This window comes from Curtobacterium sp. PhB78, from assembly GCF_003751685.1.
Lineage (GTDB): Bacteria > Actinomycetota > Actinomycetes > Actinomycetales > Microbacteriaceae > Curtobacterium.
Map to the genome: position 1 here is coordinate 385,515 of NZ_RKIA01000005.1, position 16,898 is coordinate 402,412.

16 protein-coding genes and 1 riboswitch are annotated in these 16,898 nt (G+C 70.3%); of the genes, 7 read left to right on the forward strand and 9 right to left on the reverse strand.

What is annotated here, in order from left to right:
* Window positions 1–174: 174 nt before the first annotated feature.
* The 5 genes from EDF53_RS13995 to EDF53_RS14015 form a co-directional block, all read right to left on the reverse strand.
* Window positions 175–681: a PH domain-containing protein gene (locus EDF53_RS13995; RefSeq protein WP_123294115.1), complete on the reverse strand. Its 507-nt coding sequence runs from the start codon at window positions 679–681 to the stop codon at window positions 175–177.
* Between the two features lie 62 nt (window positions 682–743).
* Entirely contained in the window at window positions 744–2,486 is a 1,743-nt protein-coding gene (locus EDF53_RS14000; protein ID WP_123294116.1) for an ABC transporter ATP-binding protein, read from the reverse strand.
* Window positions 2,483–3,433: an ABC transporter permease gene (locus EDF53_RS14005; protein WP_123294117.1), complete on the reverse strand. Its 951-nt coding sequence runs from the start codon at window positions 3,431–3,433 to the stop codon at window positions 2,483–2,485. The genes EDF53_RS14000 and EDF53_RS14005 overlap by 4 nt, the downstream gene beginning before the upstream one ends.
* Window positions 3,423–4,352 (reverse strand): ABC transporter permease, encoded by a 930-nt coding sequence (locus EDF53_RS14010; protein WP_111084968.1) that lies wholly within the window; start codon window positions 4,350–4,352, stop codon window positions 3,423–3,425. The genes EDF53_RS14005 and EDF53_RS14010 overlap by 11 nt, the downstream gene beginning before the upstream one ends.
* Window positions 4,353–4,578: 226 nt before the next feature.
* Window positions 4,579–6,204 carry an ABC transporter substrate-binding protein gene (locus EDF53_RS14015; protein WP_123294118.1) on the reverse strand — a complete coding sequence of 542 codons (1,626 nt, stop codon included), beginning with the start codon at window positions 6,202–6,204 and terminating at the stop codon, window positions 4,579–4,581.
* 306 nt (window positions 6,205–6,510) lie between these two features.
* Here EDF53_RS14015 and EDF53_RS14020 point away from each other — a divergent pair, with 306 nt between their 5' ends.
* Window positions 6,511–8,508, forward strand: a complete 1,998-nt coding sequence (locus EDF53_RS14020) for a S9 family peptidase (RefSeq protein WP_123294119.1) — start codon at window positions 6,511–6,513, stop codon at window positions 8,506–8,508.
* Here EDF53_RS14020 and gcvP read toward each other — a convergent pair.
* Genes gcvP through gcvT form a run of 3 tightly spaced genes read right to left on the reverse strand, consistent with a single transcriptional unit; the run spans window position 8,505 to window position 12,941 of the window.
* Window positions 8,505–11,444: an aminomethyl-transferring glycine dehydrogenase gene (gene gcvP, locus EDF53_RS14025; RefSeq protein ID WP_123294120.1), complete on the reverse strand. Its 2,940-nt coding sequence runs from the start codon at window positions 11,442–11,444 to the stop codon at window positions 8,505–8,507. The two genes, EDF53_RS14020 and gcvP, sit on opposite strands and share 4 nt — an antisense overlap.
* Window positions 11,441–11,818 carry a glycine cleavage system protein GcvH gene (gene gcvH / locus EDF53_RS14030; protein WP_123294121.1) on the reverse strand — a complete coding sequence of 126 codons (378 nt, stop codon included), beginning with the start codon at window positions 11,816–11,818 and terminating at the stop codon, window positions 11,441–11,443. The genes gcvP and gcvH overlap by 4 nt, the downstream gene beginning before the upstream one ends.
* Window positions 11,819–11,822: 4 nt before the next feature.
* Window positions 11,823–12,941, reverse strand: coding sequence for a glycine cleavage system aminomethyltransferase GcvT (gene gcvT / locus EDF53_RS14035; protein WP_123294122.1), 1,119 nt, complete (start codon window positions 12,939–12,941; stop codon window positions 11,823–11,825).
* 151 nt (window positions 12,942–13,092) lie between these two features.
* Window positions 13,093–13,195, reverse strand: a riboswitch (glycine riboswitch).
* 96 nt (window positions 13,196–13,291) lie between these two features.
* Here gcvT and EDF53_RS14040 point away from each other — a divergent pair.
* From EDF53_RS14040 to EDF53_RS14055, 4 genes are read left to right on the forward strand one after another with little or no spacing between them, the layout of a single operon-like run.
* Window positions 13,292–13,666 (forward strand): BlaI/MecI/CopY family transcriptional regulator, encoded by a 375-nt coding sequence (locus tag EDF53_RS14040; RefSeq protein WP_111084962.1) that lies wholly within the window; start codon window positions 13,292–13,294, stop codon window positions 13,664–13,666.
* Window positions 13,667–13,679: 13 nt separating this feature from the next.
* Window positions 13,680–14,417 carry a M48 family metalloprotease gene (locus tag EDF53_RS14045; protein WP_111084961.1) on the forward strand — a complete coding sequence of 246 codons (738 nt, stop codon included), beginning with the start codon at window positions 13,680–13,682 and terminating at the stop codon, window positions 14,415–14,417.
* 40 nt (window positions 14,418–14,457) lie between these two features.
* The gene (locus EDF53_RS14050) at window positions 14,458–14,940 is read left to right on the forward strand and encodes an FBP domain-containing protein (protein ID WP_185021050.1); all 483 of its coding nucleotides are present in this window, start codon (window positions 14,458–14,460) and stop codon (window positions 14,938–14,940) included.
* Window positions 14,937–15,197, forward strand: coding sequence for a hypothetical protein (locus EDF53_RS14055; RefSeq protein WP_123294124.1), 261 nt, complete (start codon window positions 14,937–14,939; stop codon window positions 15,195–15,197). The genes EDF53_RS14050 and EDF53_RS14055 overlap by 4 nt, the downstream gene beginning before the upstream one ends.
* Before the next feature lie 40 nt (window positions 15,198–15,237).
* Here EDF53_RS14055 and EDF53_RS14060 read toward each other — a convergent pair whose 3' ends face one another.
* Window positions 15,238–16,122 carry a LysR substrate-binding domain-containing protein gene (locus EDF53_RS14060; RefSeq protein ID WP_123294125.1) on the reverse strand — a complete coding sequence of 295 codons (885 nt, stop codon included), beginning with the start codon at window positions 16,120–16,122 and terminating at the stop codon, window positions 15,238–15,240.
* A gap of 68 nt (window positions 16,123–16,190) precedes the next feature.
* On the opposite strand from EDF53_RS14060, the gene EDF53_RS14065 reads away from it, so the two are divergent.
* Window positions 16,191–16,679, forward strand: a complete 489-nt coding sequence (locus EDF53_RS14065) for a GNAT family N-acetyltransferase (RefSeq protein WP_123294126.1) — start codon at window positions 16,191–16,193, stop codon at window positions 16,677–16,679.
* Between the two features lie 29 nt (window positions 16,680–16,708).
* A complete protein-coding gene (locus EDF53_RS14070; protein WP_123294127.1) occupies window positions 16,709–16,894 on the forward strand; it encodes a hypothetical protein in 186 nt (61 codons plus the stop codon).
* Window positions 16,895–16,898: the final 4 nt, after the last annotated feature.

Sequence of the window (16,898 nt, forward strand, 5' to 3'; positions counted from 1 at the left end):
GGTCACGTTCACCGTTCCACATCGTGAGCAGGAATGGTCGGGTCCCGTTGGCGGACCCGACCATTTCTGCTCACCAAGCGCGGCAGTGGACGTGACCAGAGGACGGACGGGAGGCCCGGCGCACGTCGTGCGCCGGGCCTCCCGTCCGTCTCGTGGTCGCGATCGCGAGCCGCGTCAGCCGCCCAGCGACAGGCTCAGCAGCGAGACCACGAGGAGCGCCAGCGCGACCGCACCGACGATGACGGCGGGGCGGTCCCAGCCGCGCACGGCGTCGCCGTCACCGGCGACGGCACGCTGCTCAGCCCACCGGTCGAGCAGCACGGTCATCTCGTCCGGCTGGCGCAGCACGGCACGCTCGCCGCGCCGGGCCGGCTTCGGCCGGGGCAGCGATGGGCCGCCCCAGCACTGCACGCGACGGCCTGCGACCGTCTCGATGACGATCTGCCAGCGGAGCTTGACGTCGGCGACCGCGTGCCACGGCACCACGGTGCGGCGGAGCGGGTTGACGACGGTGACGGCCGTGTCGTCGATGCGGATGCACGGGCGGTACGTGAGCACCCACAGGACCCAGACCAGCACGGCGATCGGTCCGACGGCGTCGAGCACCACGATCCAGCTGCCGCGCACCGCCGCGTCGACCAGCAGGAAGAGGCCCAGGACGGCGACGAGGCCGGCCGCCACGGCGCCTCTGCGACCAGCGCGGAGGACGACGGGACGTCCGGCCTCGTTCGTGTCCAGCAGGATCAGCGTCCGAACTCGAACCCGGCGCCGGGGATGGCAGCCAGGAGGTCCTTCGTGTACTGCTCCTTCGGGGCGGCGAAGACCTCGTCGGTCGTCGCCTTCTCGACGATCTTGCCCTGGCGCATGACGCACACGTTGTCCGCGACCAGGCGGACGACCGCCAGATCGTGCGTGATGAACAGGTAGGTCAGGCCGAGTTCGGTCTGCAGCTCCGTCAGCAGGTCGAGGATCTGCCCCTGCACGAGCACGTCGAGCGCGGAGACGGCCTCGTCGAGGACGATGACCTCCGGCTTGAGCGCGAGCGCGCGAGCGACGGCGATGCGCTGCCGCTGCCCGCCCGAGAGCTCGTTCGGGTAGCGGTTGACCATCGACTTCGGCAGCGCGACCTGGTCGAGCAGCTCGAGCACGCGGGCCCGGCGCGATGCCTTGTCGCCCACCTTGTGCGTGGCGAGCGGCTCGGCGATCGTGTTCCCGACGTTGTACATCGGGTCCAGCGAGCCGTACGGGTCCTGGAACACCGGCTGCACACGGCGGCGGAAGTCGAAGAGGTCCTTGCCCTTCAGCGCGCCGATGTCGATGCCGTCGAACTGCACGGTGCCGCTCGAGATGCTCTCGAGCTGCAGCACCAGCTTGGCGACGGTCGACTTGCCCGAACCGGACTCGCCGACGAGCGCCGTGGTGGTGCCCTTCGGGATCGCGAACGACACGTCGTCGACGGCCTTGAGCTCGCGGGTGGCGAGGCTCTTGCCACGCAGCTTGTAGATCTTCTCGAGGTTCTTCACCACGATGAGGTCCTCGGCGGGACGGTGCTCCCGCTCCTGCGCCCGGGCGATGAGCTCGGCGTCGTCGTTGCCGGCGTCGGCGATCTCGATGCGCTCGTGCTGCACCTTCGACTGGATGCGGCGGCTCGCGAGCGAGGGCGCCGCGGCGACCAGGCGCTGCGTGTACGGGTGCTGCGGGTTCGCCAGGATCTCCTTCGAGGGACCGGCCTCGACGACCTGGCCCTTGTACATCACGACGAGCTTCTCGGCCCGCTCGGCGGCGAGGCCGAGGTCGTGCGTGATGAACAGCACCGAGGTGCCGAAGTCGCGGGTCAGGCTCTCGAGGTGGTCGAGGATGACGCGCTGGACCGTGACGTCGAGCGCGCTCGTCGGCTCGTCGGCGATGAGCAGCTGCGGGCGGCTCGACAGACCGATGCCGATGAGCACGCGCTGTCGCATACCGCCGGAGAACTCGTGCGGGTACTGCTTGAGGCGGGTCGAGGCGTCGCCGAGGCCCGCTTCCTTCAGGACCTCGATCGCACGGTCGCGGACCGCCTTCTTGCCGGTGGCCATGCCGTTCGCACGGATCGCCTCCTCGACCTGGAAACCGATCGACCACAGCGGGTTGAGGTTCGACATCGGGTCCTGTGGGACGTAGCCGATCTCCTTCCCGCGGATCTCGGACATCTCCTTGTCGCTCAGCCCGACGAGCTCGCGCCCGTTGAACTTGATCGACCCGCCGGTGACCTGACCGGTGCCGGGCAGCAGCTTGATGATCGCCTGGGCGCTCGTCGACTTGCCGGAACCGGACTCGCCGACGATGGCCAGACGCTCGCCCTGCTCGAGGGTGAGGTCGACACTGCGCACGGCCTGCACGAGACCGGACTGCGTCTTGAAGCCGACCTGCAGGTTGCGGATCTCGAGCAGCGGGGCGCCGTCGGCGTTGGTGCGTCGGCCGGTGGGGTTGGTCAGCGTCTCGCTCATCGGCGGGCCCTCGCCTTCGGGTCGAGCGCGTCGCGCACCACGTCACCGAGGAGCAGGAACGCGAGCACGGTGATGGACAGCGCGGCCGACGGCCAGAAGATCGTCGACGGGTTGGTGCGGATCGACGTCTGCGCCGTGCCGATGTCGAGACCCCAGCTGAGGGCCGACGGCGGCAGTCCGATGCCGAGGAACGACAGGGTCGCCTCGGCCACGATGAACGTGCCGAGCGACACGGTCGCGACCACGATGACCGGAGCCAACGAGTTCGGGATGACGTGGCGCACGAGCGTCCGGAACCGGCTGGCGCCGAGGGCCGCCGACGCCATGACGTAGTCGGCCTGCTTGGCGCTCAGGACGGCACCGCGCATGATGCGGGCGATCTGCGGCCACGCGAAGGCCGAGAGCACGAGCGCGACGGTGATCGCGTTCCGCGCGGGGATGACGGACATGATCACGATCGCACCGAGGACGGTGGGGATCGAGAAGAAGATGTCACCGATGCGGGACACGATCGTGTCGAGCCAGCCGCCGTAGAACCCGGCCAGCGCACCGATCACGATGCCGACGATGGACACCAGGACCGTCGCGACGATGCCGACGATGAGCGAGTTCTGGGCGCCCCAGATCACGCGGGCGTAGACGTCGGAACCCTGACGCGTGAAGCCGAGGATGTGCCCGGCCTCGGGTCCGCCGTCACTGTTGTCGAGGTTCGACGCACGCGGGTCGACGTGGGCGAAGAGCCCGGGGAAGACCGCGACGACGATGATCAGCAGGATCAGGATCGAGGAGATCCAGAACGTCGGGCGGGTCCGCATGGACTCCCAGGCGTCGGTCCACAGGGAACGGGTCTTCTCGTCCTCGTTGACCTGGTCGATCGCCTGCAGGGGCGTTTCCTCCAGCGGGGCGACGAAGTGCGTCGCCGAGCGGGGTGCGGCGTTACTTGGCATAGCGGATCCTCGGGTCCAGGACGGCGTAGAGCAGGTCCACCAGGAGGTTGGCGAGCATGAAGATGATGACCATCACGGCGACGAAGGAGACCACCGTCGGGCCCTCGCCGAGCTTGACGGCGCGGAACACCGTGCCGCCGACACCGTTGATGTTGAAGATGCCCTCGGTGACGATCGCACCGACCATCAGGTTGCCGATGTCGACACCCAGGTAGGTCACCACGGGGATGAGCGAGTTCCGGAAGATGTGCACGCCCACCACTCGACGACGGGGCAGGCCCTTCGCGGTCGCGGTACGCACGAAGTCCGCCGTGGTGTTCTCCGCCACGCTCGCGCGGGTGAGCCGCACGATGTAGGCGAACGACACGGACGCCAGCACGATCGCCGGCAGGATCAGTTCGTCCCACGGCGCCTGCCCGGACACCGTGACCCGGAACAACCCGAGCTTGATGCCGAACACGTACTGCAGCACGAACCCGACGACGAAGGTCGGCACCGAGATGAGCAGGAGCGACACGACCAGGGCGGTGGCGTCGAAGAGCTTGCCCTTACGCAGACCCGCGATGACGCCGACGACGATGCCGGCGACGGCCTCGAACACGAGCGCGAGGATCGCGAGGCGAGCGGTGATCGGGAACGCCGAGGCGAGCTGCTGGCTGACCGGCAGACCCGAGTAGGTCACGCCGAGGTCGCCGCGGAACACCCCGCCGATCCAGAGCAGGTACTGGACGATGAACGGCTTGTCCAGGTTGTACTGCTGGCGCAGGGTCTCGATGACCTGCGGCGACGGCTGGCGGTCGCCGAACAGCGCTGCGATGGGGTCGCCGGGCAGCGAGAACACCATGAAGTAGATGAGGAACGTGGCCCCGAAGAACACGGGGATGAGTTGCAGGAGGCGCTTGCCGAGGTACCAGAGCATCAGATCCCTGCCCGGTCCGGAGCGATGTCGATCAGGTTCATTGTGGTGAGGGGTGGACGTTCCGAGGGTCGGCACGGATGTCCGGTTCGGGCGGCGGCGCCCGATGTGGTGGGGAGGTGTTGCCGCCGAGGTACGGGGGTTCGAGGACCGTTGTGGTCCCCGAACCCCCGTCCGGTGGTCGCGAGGCAGGATACCTGCTCGCGCTTTGGTCTCTGGGAGACCTAGATCAGTTCTTGACCTCGATGTCGTAGTACAGCGGCACCGAGTTCCAACCGAACTTCACGTTGGACACGTTGTCTGCGTTCCAGACACCGGTGACGTTCGAGTACCAGAGCGGGATCTCCGGGAGGTCCTTGAACAGGAGCTCCTGGGCCTGGTCGAAGGCCTTGTTGCCCTCTTCGACCGTGGCGGCCGAACGGCCCTCGGCGAGCAGCTCGTTGTACTCCTTGGAGTCGTACCGCGAGTAGTTGTTCGACGAGCCCTCACCCATGGTCGGGCCGAGGAAGTTGTACAGCGACGGGTAGTCGGCCTGCCAACCGGTGCGGCTGCCGCCCGTGAGCTTGTCGTTCGTCTGGAGGTCAAGGGCCTCCTGGAACGTCGGGATCGCGTTGCCCTCGGCCTTGATGCCGAGCGTGTTCGAGATCGAGTTCGTGACCGCGGTCACCCACGCCTCGTGCCCACCGTCGGCGTTGTACGTGATGGTGAGGGTGTCGTCGTACTTCGAGATCTTGTCGGCCTCAGCCCACAGCTTCTTGGCCTCGGACTCGTTGTAGTCCAGGACGTCGGAGCCGTCGAGGTCGTCGTTCCAGCCCGCGATGACCGGCGACGTGAAGTCCTTCGCCGGGGTGCGCGTGCCGTCGAAGATCTTGTCGGTGATCTGCTTGCGGTTGATGGCCATCGAGACGGCCTCACGACGGAGCGTCCCTTCCTCGCCCTTCCAGTGGTCGAGGTAGAACGGCAGGTAGATCGCCTGGAAGATGGCGGCCGGCTGGTTGACGTTCGAGTCCGGGAAGTCCGACTTGTACGTCTTGAAGGCGCTGTCCGGCACGGCGTCGAGGACGTCGAGGTTGCCGCCCTGCGCGTCGGAGTACGCGGTGTCCTGCGAAGCGTAGAACGTGATCGTCAGACCACCGTTCTTCGGCTTGCGCTTGCCCTCGTAGTCCTTGTTGGTGACGAGCTTGATGGACTGGTTGTGCGTCCAGGCCTTCTTGCCGTCGAGCTTGTACGGACCGTTGCCGATCGGGTTCTCACCGAACGCCTTGGTGTCGTCGTAGAACGAGGACGGCAGCGGCACGAACGCCGAGTAGCCGAGCGACAGCGGGAAGTCCGACTGGGCCGACTTCAGCGTGACGGTGAACTCGTCGTCGTCGACGACCTTGAGGCCCGTGAGCTCCGAGTCCTTGTCGGCGTTGTAGCCCTCGATGTTCTCGAAGAAGTAGCTGGCGCCCTGGGCGTTCGACTTCTGCGCGGCCCAGTTCCAGGCCTTGGTGAAGGACTCCGCGGTGACCTTCTCGCCGTTCGTGAACGTGTAGTTCGTGTTCAGCTTGATGTCGAAGGTCTTCGAGTCATCGGTGTCGATGCTCTTCGCGACCTCGTTGACGGACTTGCCGTCGGCGTCGTAGGACACGAGGCCCTCGAAGAGCGAGTCGATGATCTTGCCGCCACCGGTCTCGGTGGTGTTCGACGGGATCAGCGGGTTCTGCGGCTCGCTGCCGTTGGTCGTGACGATGCCGGAGGCGTTGGACGAGCCCGAGCCACCCCCACTGTTGCTGTTGCTGGAGCAGGCGGTCAGGGCGAGTGCTGTGGCCCCGAGCACGGCGAGGGCTGTGAGCCCGGCGCGCTTCTTGATCAAGGTTCCTCCTGGTGCATGGGACGCGCAAGGGCACAGCGGTGTCACCCGGGCGCGTTTGACATCTGCACTGTAGGCAAGGTGGACAGCAGCCTCCAAACCCTGGAGCGAACGGTTACAAGCCGGTAACCAACTTGCACGATCCTTGCGAGAAGATGCAAGATTCGCGCGCTTGCTGAACGCCCTCGCGCTTTTGTTGCATCTGCATGAAACTTGTTGCACTGCGACACAGTTCTGTGCAAGGAAGATCTGTTCCGAGTCCCCCTCAGGACCCGGGCATCCGCGCCGCACCAGCCGTACCGTGAACACGTGCTCGCGAACGACATCCCCCATCTCCACGTCCCCTCCTCCCCCACCGTCAGCGGTGATCCCGGGGACGGCGGAGCGGCCTTCGTCGCCGTCTCGCGTCCGGACCTCGAACAGGACGCGTACCGCAGCACCATCGAGCGCGTGACCGCCGAGGGCGTGGTCCGCTGGACGTCCGGTGACCGCGACTCCTCGCCGGCCCTGTCCCCCGACGGTCGCTCGCTCGCCTTCCTCCGGTCCGTCCGGGACGACCACGGCGTCGCACACCCGCAGCTCGCCGTCGCACCGGTGCACGGCGGCGAGGCCCGCGTCGTCACCGCGCTCCCCCTCGGTGCCGGCGACCCCGTTTGGTCCCCCGACTCGACACGCGTCGCCGTGACCGCACGCTTCCCCGAACCCGGACGCTACGGCTCCGCAGTCCCCGGCGGCGACCGTCGCCCGGCAGCGGCCGCCGAGGCGCCGCGGCTCGTGTCCCGGCTCGACTTCCACGTCGACGGCACGGGGTACCTGCTCGACAAGCCGCAGCAGATCGTGGTCGTCGACGTCACCGACCCGGCAGCGGCACCGGTGGACTCCCCGCTCACGAGTGCGCCCTGCTCGGTCTCCGCACCGGCCTGGTACCCGGACGGCGGCGCGCTCCTCGTCGTCGCCCCGCGAGACCTCGGTGTGCGTGAGAGCCACGACGACGACCTGTACCGCGTCGACGCGTCCGACGGCACGATGGCGCTGGCGGTCCGGACCGAGGGCTCTGTCAGCTCGATCGCGATCGCCCCGGACCGTACCGTCCACTACGTCGGGGCGTCGCACCGCGACGGGCGACTGGTCGGCGAACCCGAAGGGCTGTGGGTCGCGGCGCACGACTCCGAACCGGTCCGACTGACCGCCCGCGAGACGGTCGACGTCGCAGGGATGCCGGTGTTCCACCGCGACGACGTCCTCGTGCAGGTGCTCGACCGCGGCACCGTCACCGTCCGTCGTGTCCCGGCCGGCACGACGGCTCCGCTCCGGCTGGACCAGCTGGGGGTCGTCCTCGGCGGCCGCCTGGTCGTCTCGGGCTTCGACGTCGACGGGGACGTCCTGGTCGCCACGGCTGCCACGACGGACTCGCCCGGCGAGGTGCACGTGGTCGACCTGACCGCGTCCGACGATGCCGTCCCGACGGCGCTCACCGACTACGCGGCCCCGCTCCGGTCCGAGGCATCAGCCCCCGGTGTCCGCCGCATCGAGGAGCTCAACGGCACAGCTCCAGACGGCACCCCGGTGCACGGCTGGGTCGTCCTGCCCGAGGGCGAGGGGCCGCACCCCGTCCTCCGGGTGGTGCACGGCGGACCGTTCGGCCAGGACACCTGGGCGTTCTTCGACGAGGCGCAGGTCTACGCCAGTGCCGGGTACGCCGTCGTCATCGGCAACCCGCGAGGATCCGGTGGCTACGGACTCGACCACGGCCGCGCGGTCATCGGGGCGATGGGCACCGTCGACGTCGACGACGTGCTCGCCCTGCTCGACGCAGCGCTCGAGCGCCCCGACCTCGACGCGGCACGCGTCGGCATCATGGGCGGCTCCTACGGCGGGTTCATGACGAGCTGGGTCGCCGCCCACCACGGCCAGCGGTTCGTCGCCGCGTGGAGCGAGCGCGCCGTGAACGCGTGGGACTCGTTCGCGGGCAGCTCCGACATCGGTTGGTACTTCGCCGACGCGTACGTCGGCGCCGACCCGGAAGAGCAGCGTCGCCGCAGCCCGCTGACGTACGCCGCGCAGGTCACGATCCCGTTCATGGTCGCGCACTCGGAAGCGGACTGGCGCTGCCCGATCGAGCAGGGGCAGCGCCAGTTCGTGGCCCTCCGGCGCGCAGGAGTCGACGCGTCGTTCCTCGTGTTCCCCGGCGAGGGCCACGAGCTCTCCCGCTCCGGCACGCCGTGGCACCGCGTGCAGCGGTTCGAGCACGTCCTCGCCTGGTGGGCGGAGCACCTGCCCGTCACGCCGGTGGACGCGGGTCGCTAGGCGAACGCCTCCACCGGCGGGCACGCGCACACCAGGTTGCGGTCGCCGTACGCCTGGTCGATCCGGCGCACCGGCGGCCAGTACTTGCGGCCGCTGATGCCCGGCAGCGGGTAGACGGCCTGCTCGCGGGTGTAGGCGTGCTCCCACTCCCCCGAGATCACCGACGAGGCCGTGTGCGGGGCGTGCACGAGCGGGTTGTCGTCCGCCGGCCACTCTCCGCGCTCCACCGCCGAGGCCTCGGCACGGATGGCGAGCATCGCGTCGACGAAGCGGTCGAGCTCGGCCAGGTCCTCGCTCTCGGTCGGCTCCACCATCAGGGTGCCGGCGACCGGGAACGACATGGTCGGGGCGTGGAAGCCGTAGTCGACCAGGCGCTTCGCGACGTCGTCGACGGTGATGCCGGTGGCGTCGCGCAGTGGCCGCAGGTCGAGGATGCACTCGTGCGCCACGAGGCCGTCCTCGCCCGTGTAGAGCACCGGGAACGCGTCGCGCAGTCGGGCCGCGATGTAGTTCGCTCCGAGCACGGCTGCCTCGGTCGCACGGGTGAGGCCTTCGAGCCCCATCATCCGGACGTAGGTCCACGTGATGGGCAGGATACTCGGGCTGCCGTACGGCGCCGCGCTGACCGGGCCGCCGGCGTGCGCCAGGCGGTCGTCGGCCTCGGCCGCGGTCGAACCGGGCCGTCGGTCGGCCTGCTGCGCGAACGGGTGCCCCGGCAGGTACGGCGCCAGGTGTGCCTTCGCCGCGACCGGACCGACACCGGGTCCGCCGCCGCCGTGCGGGATGCAGAAGGTCTTGTGCAGGTTGAGGTGCGAGACGTCGCCGCCGAAGTCGCCGAAGCGGGCGTGGCCGAGCAGTGCGTTGAGATTCGCGCCGTCGACGTAGACCTGGCCGCCGGCGTCGTGCACGGCGTCGCAGATCTCGCGGATGTCGTGCTCGTACACGCCGTGGGTCGACGGGTACGTGATCATCAGCGCCGCGAGGGTGTCGGCGTGCTGTTCCGTCTTCGCCCGCAGGTCCTCGAGGTCGACGTTGCCGTTCTCGTCGCAGGCGACCACGACGACCTTCATGCCGGCGAGCACCGCGGACGCGGCGTTCGTGCCGTGCGCGCTCGACGGGATGAGGCAGACGGTGCGCGCGGTGTCGCCGTTCGCCAGGTGGTACCCGCGGATCGCGAGGAGTCCGGCGAGCTCGCCCTGGCTGCCCGCGTTCGGCTGCAGGGACACGGTGTCGTACCCGGTGACCTCGGCCAGCCAGGACTCCAGGTCACCGATCATGTCGAGGTAGCCCTCGACGTCGCCGCGCGGCGCGAACGGGTGGATGTTCGCGAACTCCGGCCACGTCACCGCGGCCATCTCGGTCGCCGCGTTGAGCTTCATCGTGCAGCTGCCGAGCGGGATCATGCCCCGGTCGAGCGCGTAGTCCTTGTCGGCCAGGTGCTTCAGGTACCGCATCATGCGGGTCTCGCTGCGGTGCGCGCTGAAGACGGGGTGCGTCAGGTACTCGCTCTCGCGCAGCAGACCGGCCGGGAGGCCCGTGGCCGCGTCCCGCACGGCCACCTCGGTCGCGGGGACGGTCACGTCCACCGCCCCGAACACGCCCGCCAGTCGCGTGACGTCGTCGGGCGTGGTCGTCTCGTCGACGGAGAGCTGGAACACGTCCTCGTCCACCTGGTGCAGCAGGAAGTCGGCGTCCTGCGCTGCGCCGACGATCGCCCCGGCGCGACCGGTGGCCCGCAGGGTGAGCGTGTCGAAGTACGCGTCGTGCACGACGTCGAGGCCGGCGTCGCGGGCGACCGCGGCGAGCGCCGACGTCGTCCGGGCGACCCGGTCCGCGATGAACCGCAGCCCCTCGGGCCCGTGGTAGACGGCGTACATCGAGGCCATCACGGCGAGCAGGACCTGCGCGGTGCAGATGTTGCTCGTCGCCTTCTCGCGGCGGATGTGCTGCTCGCGGGTCTGCAGGCTGAGGCGGTAGGCCATCGCACCGTCGGCATCGAAGGACACTCCGACCAGGCGACCGGGCAGCTGGCGTTCGAGCCCGGCACGCACGGCGAGGTAGCCGGCGTGCGGGCCGCCGAAGCCGAGCGGGACGCCGAAGCGCTGGCTCGTGCCCACGGCGACGTCGGCACCCAGGTCACCGGGGCTGGCGAGCAGGGTCATGGCGAGCAGGTCGGCCGCGACGACGGCGATGCCGCCGCCGGCGTGGACGCGCTCGATGATCGACGACGGGTCGACGATCCGGCCGGAGGCACCGGGGTACTGCACGATCACGCCGAAGGCGCCGTCGAGCTGTTCGTCGGTCGGCCCGGCGACGGGGTCGAACGCCCGCAGCGTGATGCCGACGGCGTCGGCGCGGTGGTCGAGCAGCGCGCGGGTCTGCGGCAGCAGGTCGTCGTCGACCAGGAACGCGTCGCCCTTCACCTTGGAGGCGCGGCGGGCGAGGAGCATGCCCTCGACCACGGCGGTGCCCTCGTCGAGCATCGAGGCGCCGGCGGTGGCCATGCCCGTCAGGTCGGAGACCATCGTCTGGAAGTTGATGAGCGCTTCGAGCCGGCCCTGCGAGATCTCCGGCTGGTACGGCGTGTAGGCCGTGTACCAGCTCGGGTTCTCGAGCACGTTCCGCTGGATCACGGCGGGGGTGTGGGTGCCGTGGTAGCCGAGGCCGATCATGGCGCGGCGGACGGTGTTGCGCCCGGCCTTGGCGCGGAGTTCGGCGAGCGCCTCGGTCTCGCCGACGGCGGCGGGGATCACCGAGTCGGTGACGAGTGCTGCGTGGATCGACTCCGGGATCGCGGCGCGGACCAGGGCGTCGAGCGACGGCCGGCCGACGGTGTCGAGCATCGTCTGCTGGTCGGCCGGGGTGGTGCCGATGTGGCGGTCGGCGAACGCGGTCTGCAGGTTCTGGAACACCTGCTGGTCGTCGGGGCCGGTCATGCGATGGACGCCCGGTACGCGTCGTGGTCCATCAGGTCCTCGGGGAACGACGTGCCGTCGACCTTGATCTTCACGAGCCAGCCGGTGCCGAACGGGTCCTGGTTGACGGTGTCGGGGGCATCGACCACGGCGTCGTTGACCGCGACGACCTCGCCCTCGATCGGCGCGAAGAGTTCACCGACGCTCTTGGTGGACTCGATCTCGCCGATCTGCTCGCCCGCGGTGGTGGCGGTGCCGACGGCGGGGAGCTCGACGTAGACGACGTCACCGAGCTGCTCGGCGGCGTGGTCGGTGATGCCGACGGTGACGGTGTCGCCCTCGACGAGGAGCCACTCGTGGTCGGCGGTGTACTGGAGTGCGGTCTGGTCGCTCACGGGATCAGCCTTTCTGAGGACGGCGGTAGAAGGGGAACGCGGTGACGGTGCTGGGTATGGCCGTTCCGCGGACGTCGATGTGCAGGACTTGTCCCTCGGTGGCGAGCGCCGGGTCCACGAAGGCCATCGCGACCGGGTGGCCGAGCGTCGGCGAGAGGGCTCCCGAGGTGACGGTGCCGACGACCGCGCCGTCGTGGACCACGTCGTAGCCGGCACGCGGGGCGCGGCGCCCCTCGGTGACGAGCCCGACGAGCACGCGGGCGTCGTCCGACGGCGCGACACCGGCAGCGCCGACGAAGTCACCGCTCTTCGCGACCACGCGGCCGAGGCCTGCCTGGGCGGGGCGCACGTCGGTGCCGAGCTCGTGCCCGTACAGGGGCATGCCGGCCTCGAGCCGCAGGGTGTCGCGTGCCGCCAGTCCGGCGGGGACGACACCGCGGTCGGCACCGGCCTCGAGCAGCGCGTCCCAGATCGCCGGGGCGACCTCCGGTGCGCTGTACAGCTCGAAGCCGTCCTCGCCGGTGTACCCGGTGCGGGCGACGAGCACCTCGGAGCCGTCGAACACGGCGTGCAGGGCGCGGTAGTAGCCGAGGTCGTCGAGGGGGCTCTCCGGCTGCAGGCGGTCGGCGACGACGAGGGCGTCGAGCGTGCCGGCGGCCGCGGGGCCCTGGATCGCGACGAGTGCGGTGCTGTCCGAGTCGTCCGACACCGCGACGTCGAACCCGTCGGTGCGCGCGGACAGTGCGGCGACGGCGACCTCGCGGTTCGAGGCGTTCGCGACGACGAGGAACACGTCGTCGTCGGTGCGGTACACGACGAGGTCGTCGAGGATCCCGCCGTCTTCGGCGAGCAGCAGCGAGTACTTCGCGCGGCCGAGCGGCATCGCGCCGAAGGAGCCGGCGAGCGCGTGGTCGAGGAACGCGACGGCGTCCGGACCGGTGACGCCGATCTCGGCCATGTGCGACAGGTCGAAGACCCCGGCCGACTGGCGCACGGCGTGGTGCTCGGCGAGGTCGGACGAGTAGCGCACGGGCATGCGGTACCCGGCGAAGTCGGTGAAGGTCGCACCGGCGGCTTCGTGCGCGGGTTCGAGCGGGGACGAACGCAGTGGCGTCGGACTCATGGCGGAGTTCTCCTGGCATCAGCAGGGCCCGGCGACGATCGCCGGGTGGAACTCCCCCTCTGTCATGGGCCTGAGAGTTTCACCGCGGCCCGTGAGGTCCGGCGGCTTTCACCGTGGGCGAGACGACTGAGCGTCTGCTTTTCAGAGTGGCCTGTCCGCTGCGGTGTGGGACCTGAGAGATTGACGGGGGGATTGCTCCTTCGGTGCCGTGCGTGCGCCCATGGGCACTGCACGGCGTCTCCCGCGACGGATGAGCGGCCGGTGTGTTCAGTTGTCCGCGCTGAGCATACCGAGACCGCGTTACGAACGTGTGTCGCGTGCCGGCCTTCGACATCTCGTAGAATGCGGGGATGGCCGGACAGCGATCACGCCCCAGGGGGCAGCTCGAGCAAGCGGTGCTCGACGCGCTCCGCTCCGTGACCGACGGCCTCACCGCACGACAGGTGCTCGATGCCTTCCCGGAGCCCCGGCCGGCGCTGACCACCGTGCTCACCGTCCTCGACCGGCTCGGCCGCAAGGGCCAGGTGGAGCGGCAGGAGCACGACGACGCCCCGCTGAGCTTCCGTGCCGTGCACAGCCGCGACGAACAGACCGCGTCCCTCATGTCGAGTGCGCTCGCCGCCTCGGCCGACCGTGAAGCAGCGTTGCTGCAGTTCACCGGCTCGCTCGCCTCCGACGATCTCGAGGCCCTGCGCCGCGCCCTCGACGCCCGCGCACGTTCCTGACCGGGGTCGCTCCGTGGTCGTCGCCGGCATCGCGCTCATCGTCCTCGCCCTGCTGGTGGTCGTGTTCGCACCGCGGGTGCTGACCCGGTCCGCCTGGACCATCGACCGCCCGCGCACCGCCCTGGTCTGCTGGTCGCTCGCGGTGCTGCTCGGCGTCGTCGGGTTCGTCGCCGGCATCGCCCTCGTCGTGCTCGCCGACCGCCCGCTCACCGAACTCCTCGGCGGTGACGGCTCCCCCACGCACGGCTTCAACGTCGGCGTCGCACTGCTCGCGGTCATCGCGTTCGTCGTCGCCGTCCGCGTCCGGCCCGGGCCCGAGCACGAGGCCGTCCGCCAGGCCATGCGCTCCGGCGTCGCGCCGCACCGCGAGATCGACGGCACCCCGGTGGCCGTCGTCGATGCGGACCACGCCCTGGCCTGCGCCGTGCCCGGGCGGAGCGGCGGTGTGCTGGTCAGCACCGGCTTGGCAGACCGGTTGCGGACGGACGAACTGGAGGCGGTGGTCGCCCACGAGCGCGCCCACCTGACCCAGCACCACGCGGCTGCGGTCGCGGTCGCCGAATCGATCGAACGTGCGGTCCCGTGGGTGCCCGGTGCGCGCGCCATGGCGCGCTCGACACGCGTCCTCGTGGAGTTCGCCGCCGACGACGCCGCAGCCCGACGTGTCGGACGCGACGCCCTGCGCCGGGCCGTCCTGGTGGCGGACGAGAGCAGCGCGCTCGGGGCGATCCGCGCCTCCCGTCTGTCCTGAGCGAGCACGTGTCGGAGGCGAGGCATATGGTGATCGGACCGTGAAGCCACTGACCGAAGCCGACATCCGATCCTCGTTCGTCAACGCCACCCCCGACGAGCTCGCGCAGCTGCCGATCCCCGGCCTGCACGAGATGCTCTGGGACGAGCGCGAGTTCCTGGGCTGGCGCGACCCGCAGGCCGCCCGCCGCGGGTACATCGTGTCCTGGATCGACGACCGCCCCGTGGGCATCATCGTCCGGTCCGCGGGCGGGTCCCTGCGCGCCGGCATCGCCGCGATGTGCTCGTTCTGCCACTCCCCGCAGCCGGCGACGCAGGTGCGGCTGTTCTCGGCACCCCGTGCGGGCGAAGCCGGGCGCAACGGCAACACGATCGGCACCTACATCTGCGAGGACCTCGGGTGCTCGATGCTCATCCGCACCGCTCCCCCGCACCTCAACCCGCCGGCGACGATCGCGATGCGCGGTGCCTCGCTGCTGCAGCGCGTGCAGAACTTCACCGCGGACATCATGAAGTCGGCGTGAGCCGCTTCGGCACCGCCCGCTGGGCCGTGGTCGAGGAACTCGGCGACGGCCGTTGGCGCCTCACCCTGCGCGACGAGGCCGACGACGAACTCGGTGCGTTCGGCCTCGGGGTCGAGGGTCCGTGGGACCCGGACGTCGAACCCCACGTCGGGTTCGTGCTCGTGCAGCTCGGGCTGACCCTGCGGGGTGCACGGCCGTGGCACGTCGACGAGCTCGGCGACCACCGGGCGCCCGTGCTCGCGCTCGCGCTCGGCTGAGCGAAGCGCTTCCAGCCGGGCGTCGCTCAGTCGGCGTCGCTCAGTCGGCTTCGACGAAGTTGCGCAGGATCTCGCGGTCGTCGTCGGCGCGCATCGCCCATGACAGCTCGCTGCGGTGATCGCTGTCGGTCAGCGGCAGCAGCACGACGGTGTCCGGTGCGGCGAGCGCGGCACTCTCCGGAGCGACGGTCACGCCGAGTCCCGCGCCCACCAGGTGCAGGACGGTGGCCCAGGTCGTGGCCTCCTGCACGACCGCGGGCCGTCGGCCACCGGCGGTGACCGGGGCGAGGTTCCGCTCGGTCGCGAGCGAACCGGCCACGGCGGGGAAGAACACGAACGGCTCGTCCACGAGCTCGGTGCCGCGGATCGCCGCACGGCCCGCGAGCCGGTGTCCGCGTGGGACCGCCGCGACGAACGCCTCGGTCCGGAACGGCAGCAGCCGCACGGCGGGATCCGGATCCGGGTCGCGCACGACGGCCAGGTCGAGCTCGCCCCGCACGATCCGGGCGAGGAGCGTCGACGAGTAGCCCTCGGTCAGGTCCACACGGACCAGCGGGTACCGCTCGCGGAACGCCTGCACCCGCTCGATCGGCCCGAGGGGCAGCGCGGAGACGACGAACCCGACGTCGAGCCGGCCGGCCTCACCTCGACCGACCCGGACCGTCTCGTCGAGGTCACGGCGCACCTGCCCGAGCAACGACCGCGCACGTCCCTGCAGCACCTGGCCGGCGGCGGTGAGGGCGACGCTGCGGCTCGTCCGGACGAACAGGTCGACGCCGAGTTCGCGCTCGGTGCGGCGGATCTGCTGGGACAGCGCCGGCTGCGCGATGCGGAGGCGTTCGGCCGCGCGCCCGAAGTGCAGTTCGTCGGCCACGGCGAGGAACGCGCGGAGCTGGCGGAGGTCGACGTCCGGATCCCGATCCATGCACGCAGCCTATCGATCGACGCGAACGAGTATTGGACGTGACCTCATCCGGGTCGGAGGATGGAGCCATGCCCGAAGCGACCTCCACCGTCACCATCGCCGACCTCGCCACCCCCGCTGACGCCGAGGCGTTCCGCGTCCTCAACGAGGCCTGGATCACGCAGTTCTTCGCACTCGAGGACGAGGACCGCAAGTTCCTCGGCGACCCCGTCGGTCACGTCGTCGAGCCCGGCGGCGCCGTCTTCGTCGCGCGACTCGACGACCAGGTGATCGGGTGCATCGGCATCGTGCCGACGACTCCGGGGGTGTTCGAACTCGTGAAGATGGCCGTCGCTCCCGGCCACCAGGGGCACGGCACCGGTCGGAAGCTCATCGCCGCTGCCCTCGATCGCGCCCGGGAGCTCGGCGCGCAGCGGATCGACCTCGAGAGCAACGCACAGCTGGCCAGCGCCGTGCACCTGTACGAGGCGTTCGGCTTCCGGCACCTGCGCGACGACGAGCTGGTGCCGAGCCCCTACGTCCGCGCCGACGTGCACATGACGCTCGAACTTCGCTGACGACAGCGCCGTTTCGGTACGCTCGCGGCATGGCGACGTACGAAGTGCAGGCGGTCCGTGAGCGCGGCGCGTGGCAGGTGTTCATCGACGGGTTCATGGTCACCGAGGTCGACCGCTGGCCGGCCGTCGGCTTCGTCGCCCGCGAGATCCTGGCGATGGACCGCACCGACCACCTGCAGATCCGTGTCGTCGGGCGCAACCAGTACATCGACTGACCCG

Coding starts and splice junctions, on each gene's coding strand:
- EDF53_RS14000 (WP_123294116.1), bottom strand. CDS start 2,486: ATGAGCGAGACGCTGACCAACCCCACCGGCCGACGCACCAACGCCGAC.
- gcvP (WP_123294120.1), bottom strand. CDS start 11,444: ATGACCGGCCCCGACGACCAGCAGGTGTTCCAGAACCTGCAGACCGCG.
- EDF53_RS14040 (WP_111084962.1), top strand. CDS start 13,292: ATGGCCGGACAGCGATCACGCCCCAGGGGGCAGCTCGAGCAAGCGGTG.
- EDF53_RS14060 (WP_123294125.1), bottom strand. CDS start 16,122: ATGGATCGGGATCCGGACGTCGACCTCCGCCAGCTCCGCGCGTTCCTC.
- EDF53_RS14065 (WP_123294126.1), top strand. CDS start 16,191: ATGCCCGAAGCGACCTCCACCGTCACCATCGCCGACCTCGCCACCCCC.
- EDF53_RS14010 (WP_111084968.1), bottom strand. CDS start 4,352: ATGCTCTGGTACCTCGGCAAGCGCCTCCTGCAACTCATCCCCGTGTTC.
- EDF53_RS14070 (WP_123294127.1), top strand. CDS start 16,709: ATGGCGACGTACGAAGTGCAGGCGGTCCGTGAGCGCGGCGCGTGGCAG.
- gcvT (WP_123294122.1), bottom strand. CDS start 12,941: ATGAGTCCGACGCCACTGCGTTCGTCCCCGCTCGAACCCGCGCACGAA.
- EDF53_RS14005 (WP_123294117.1), bottom strand. CDS start 3,433: ATGCCAAGTAACGCCGCACCCCGCTCGGCGACGCACTTCGTCGCCCCG.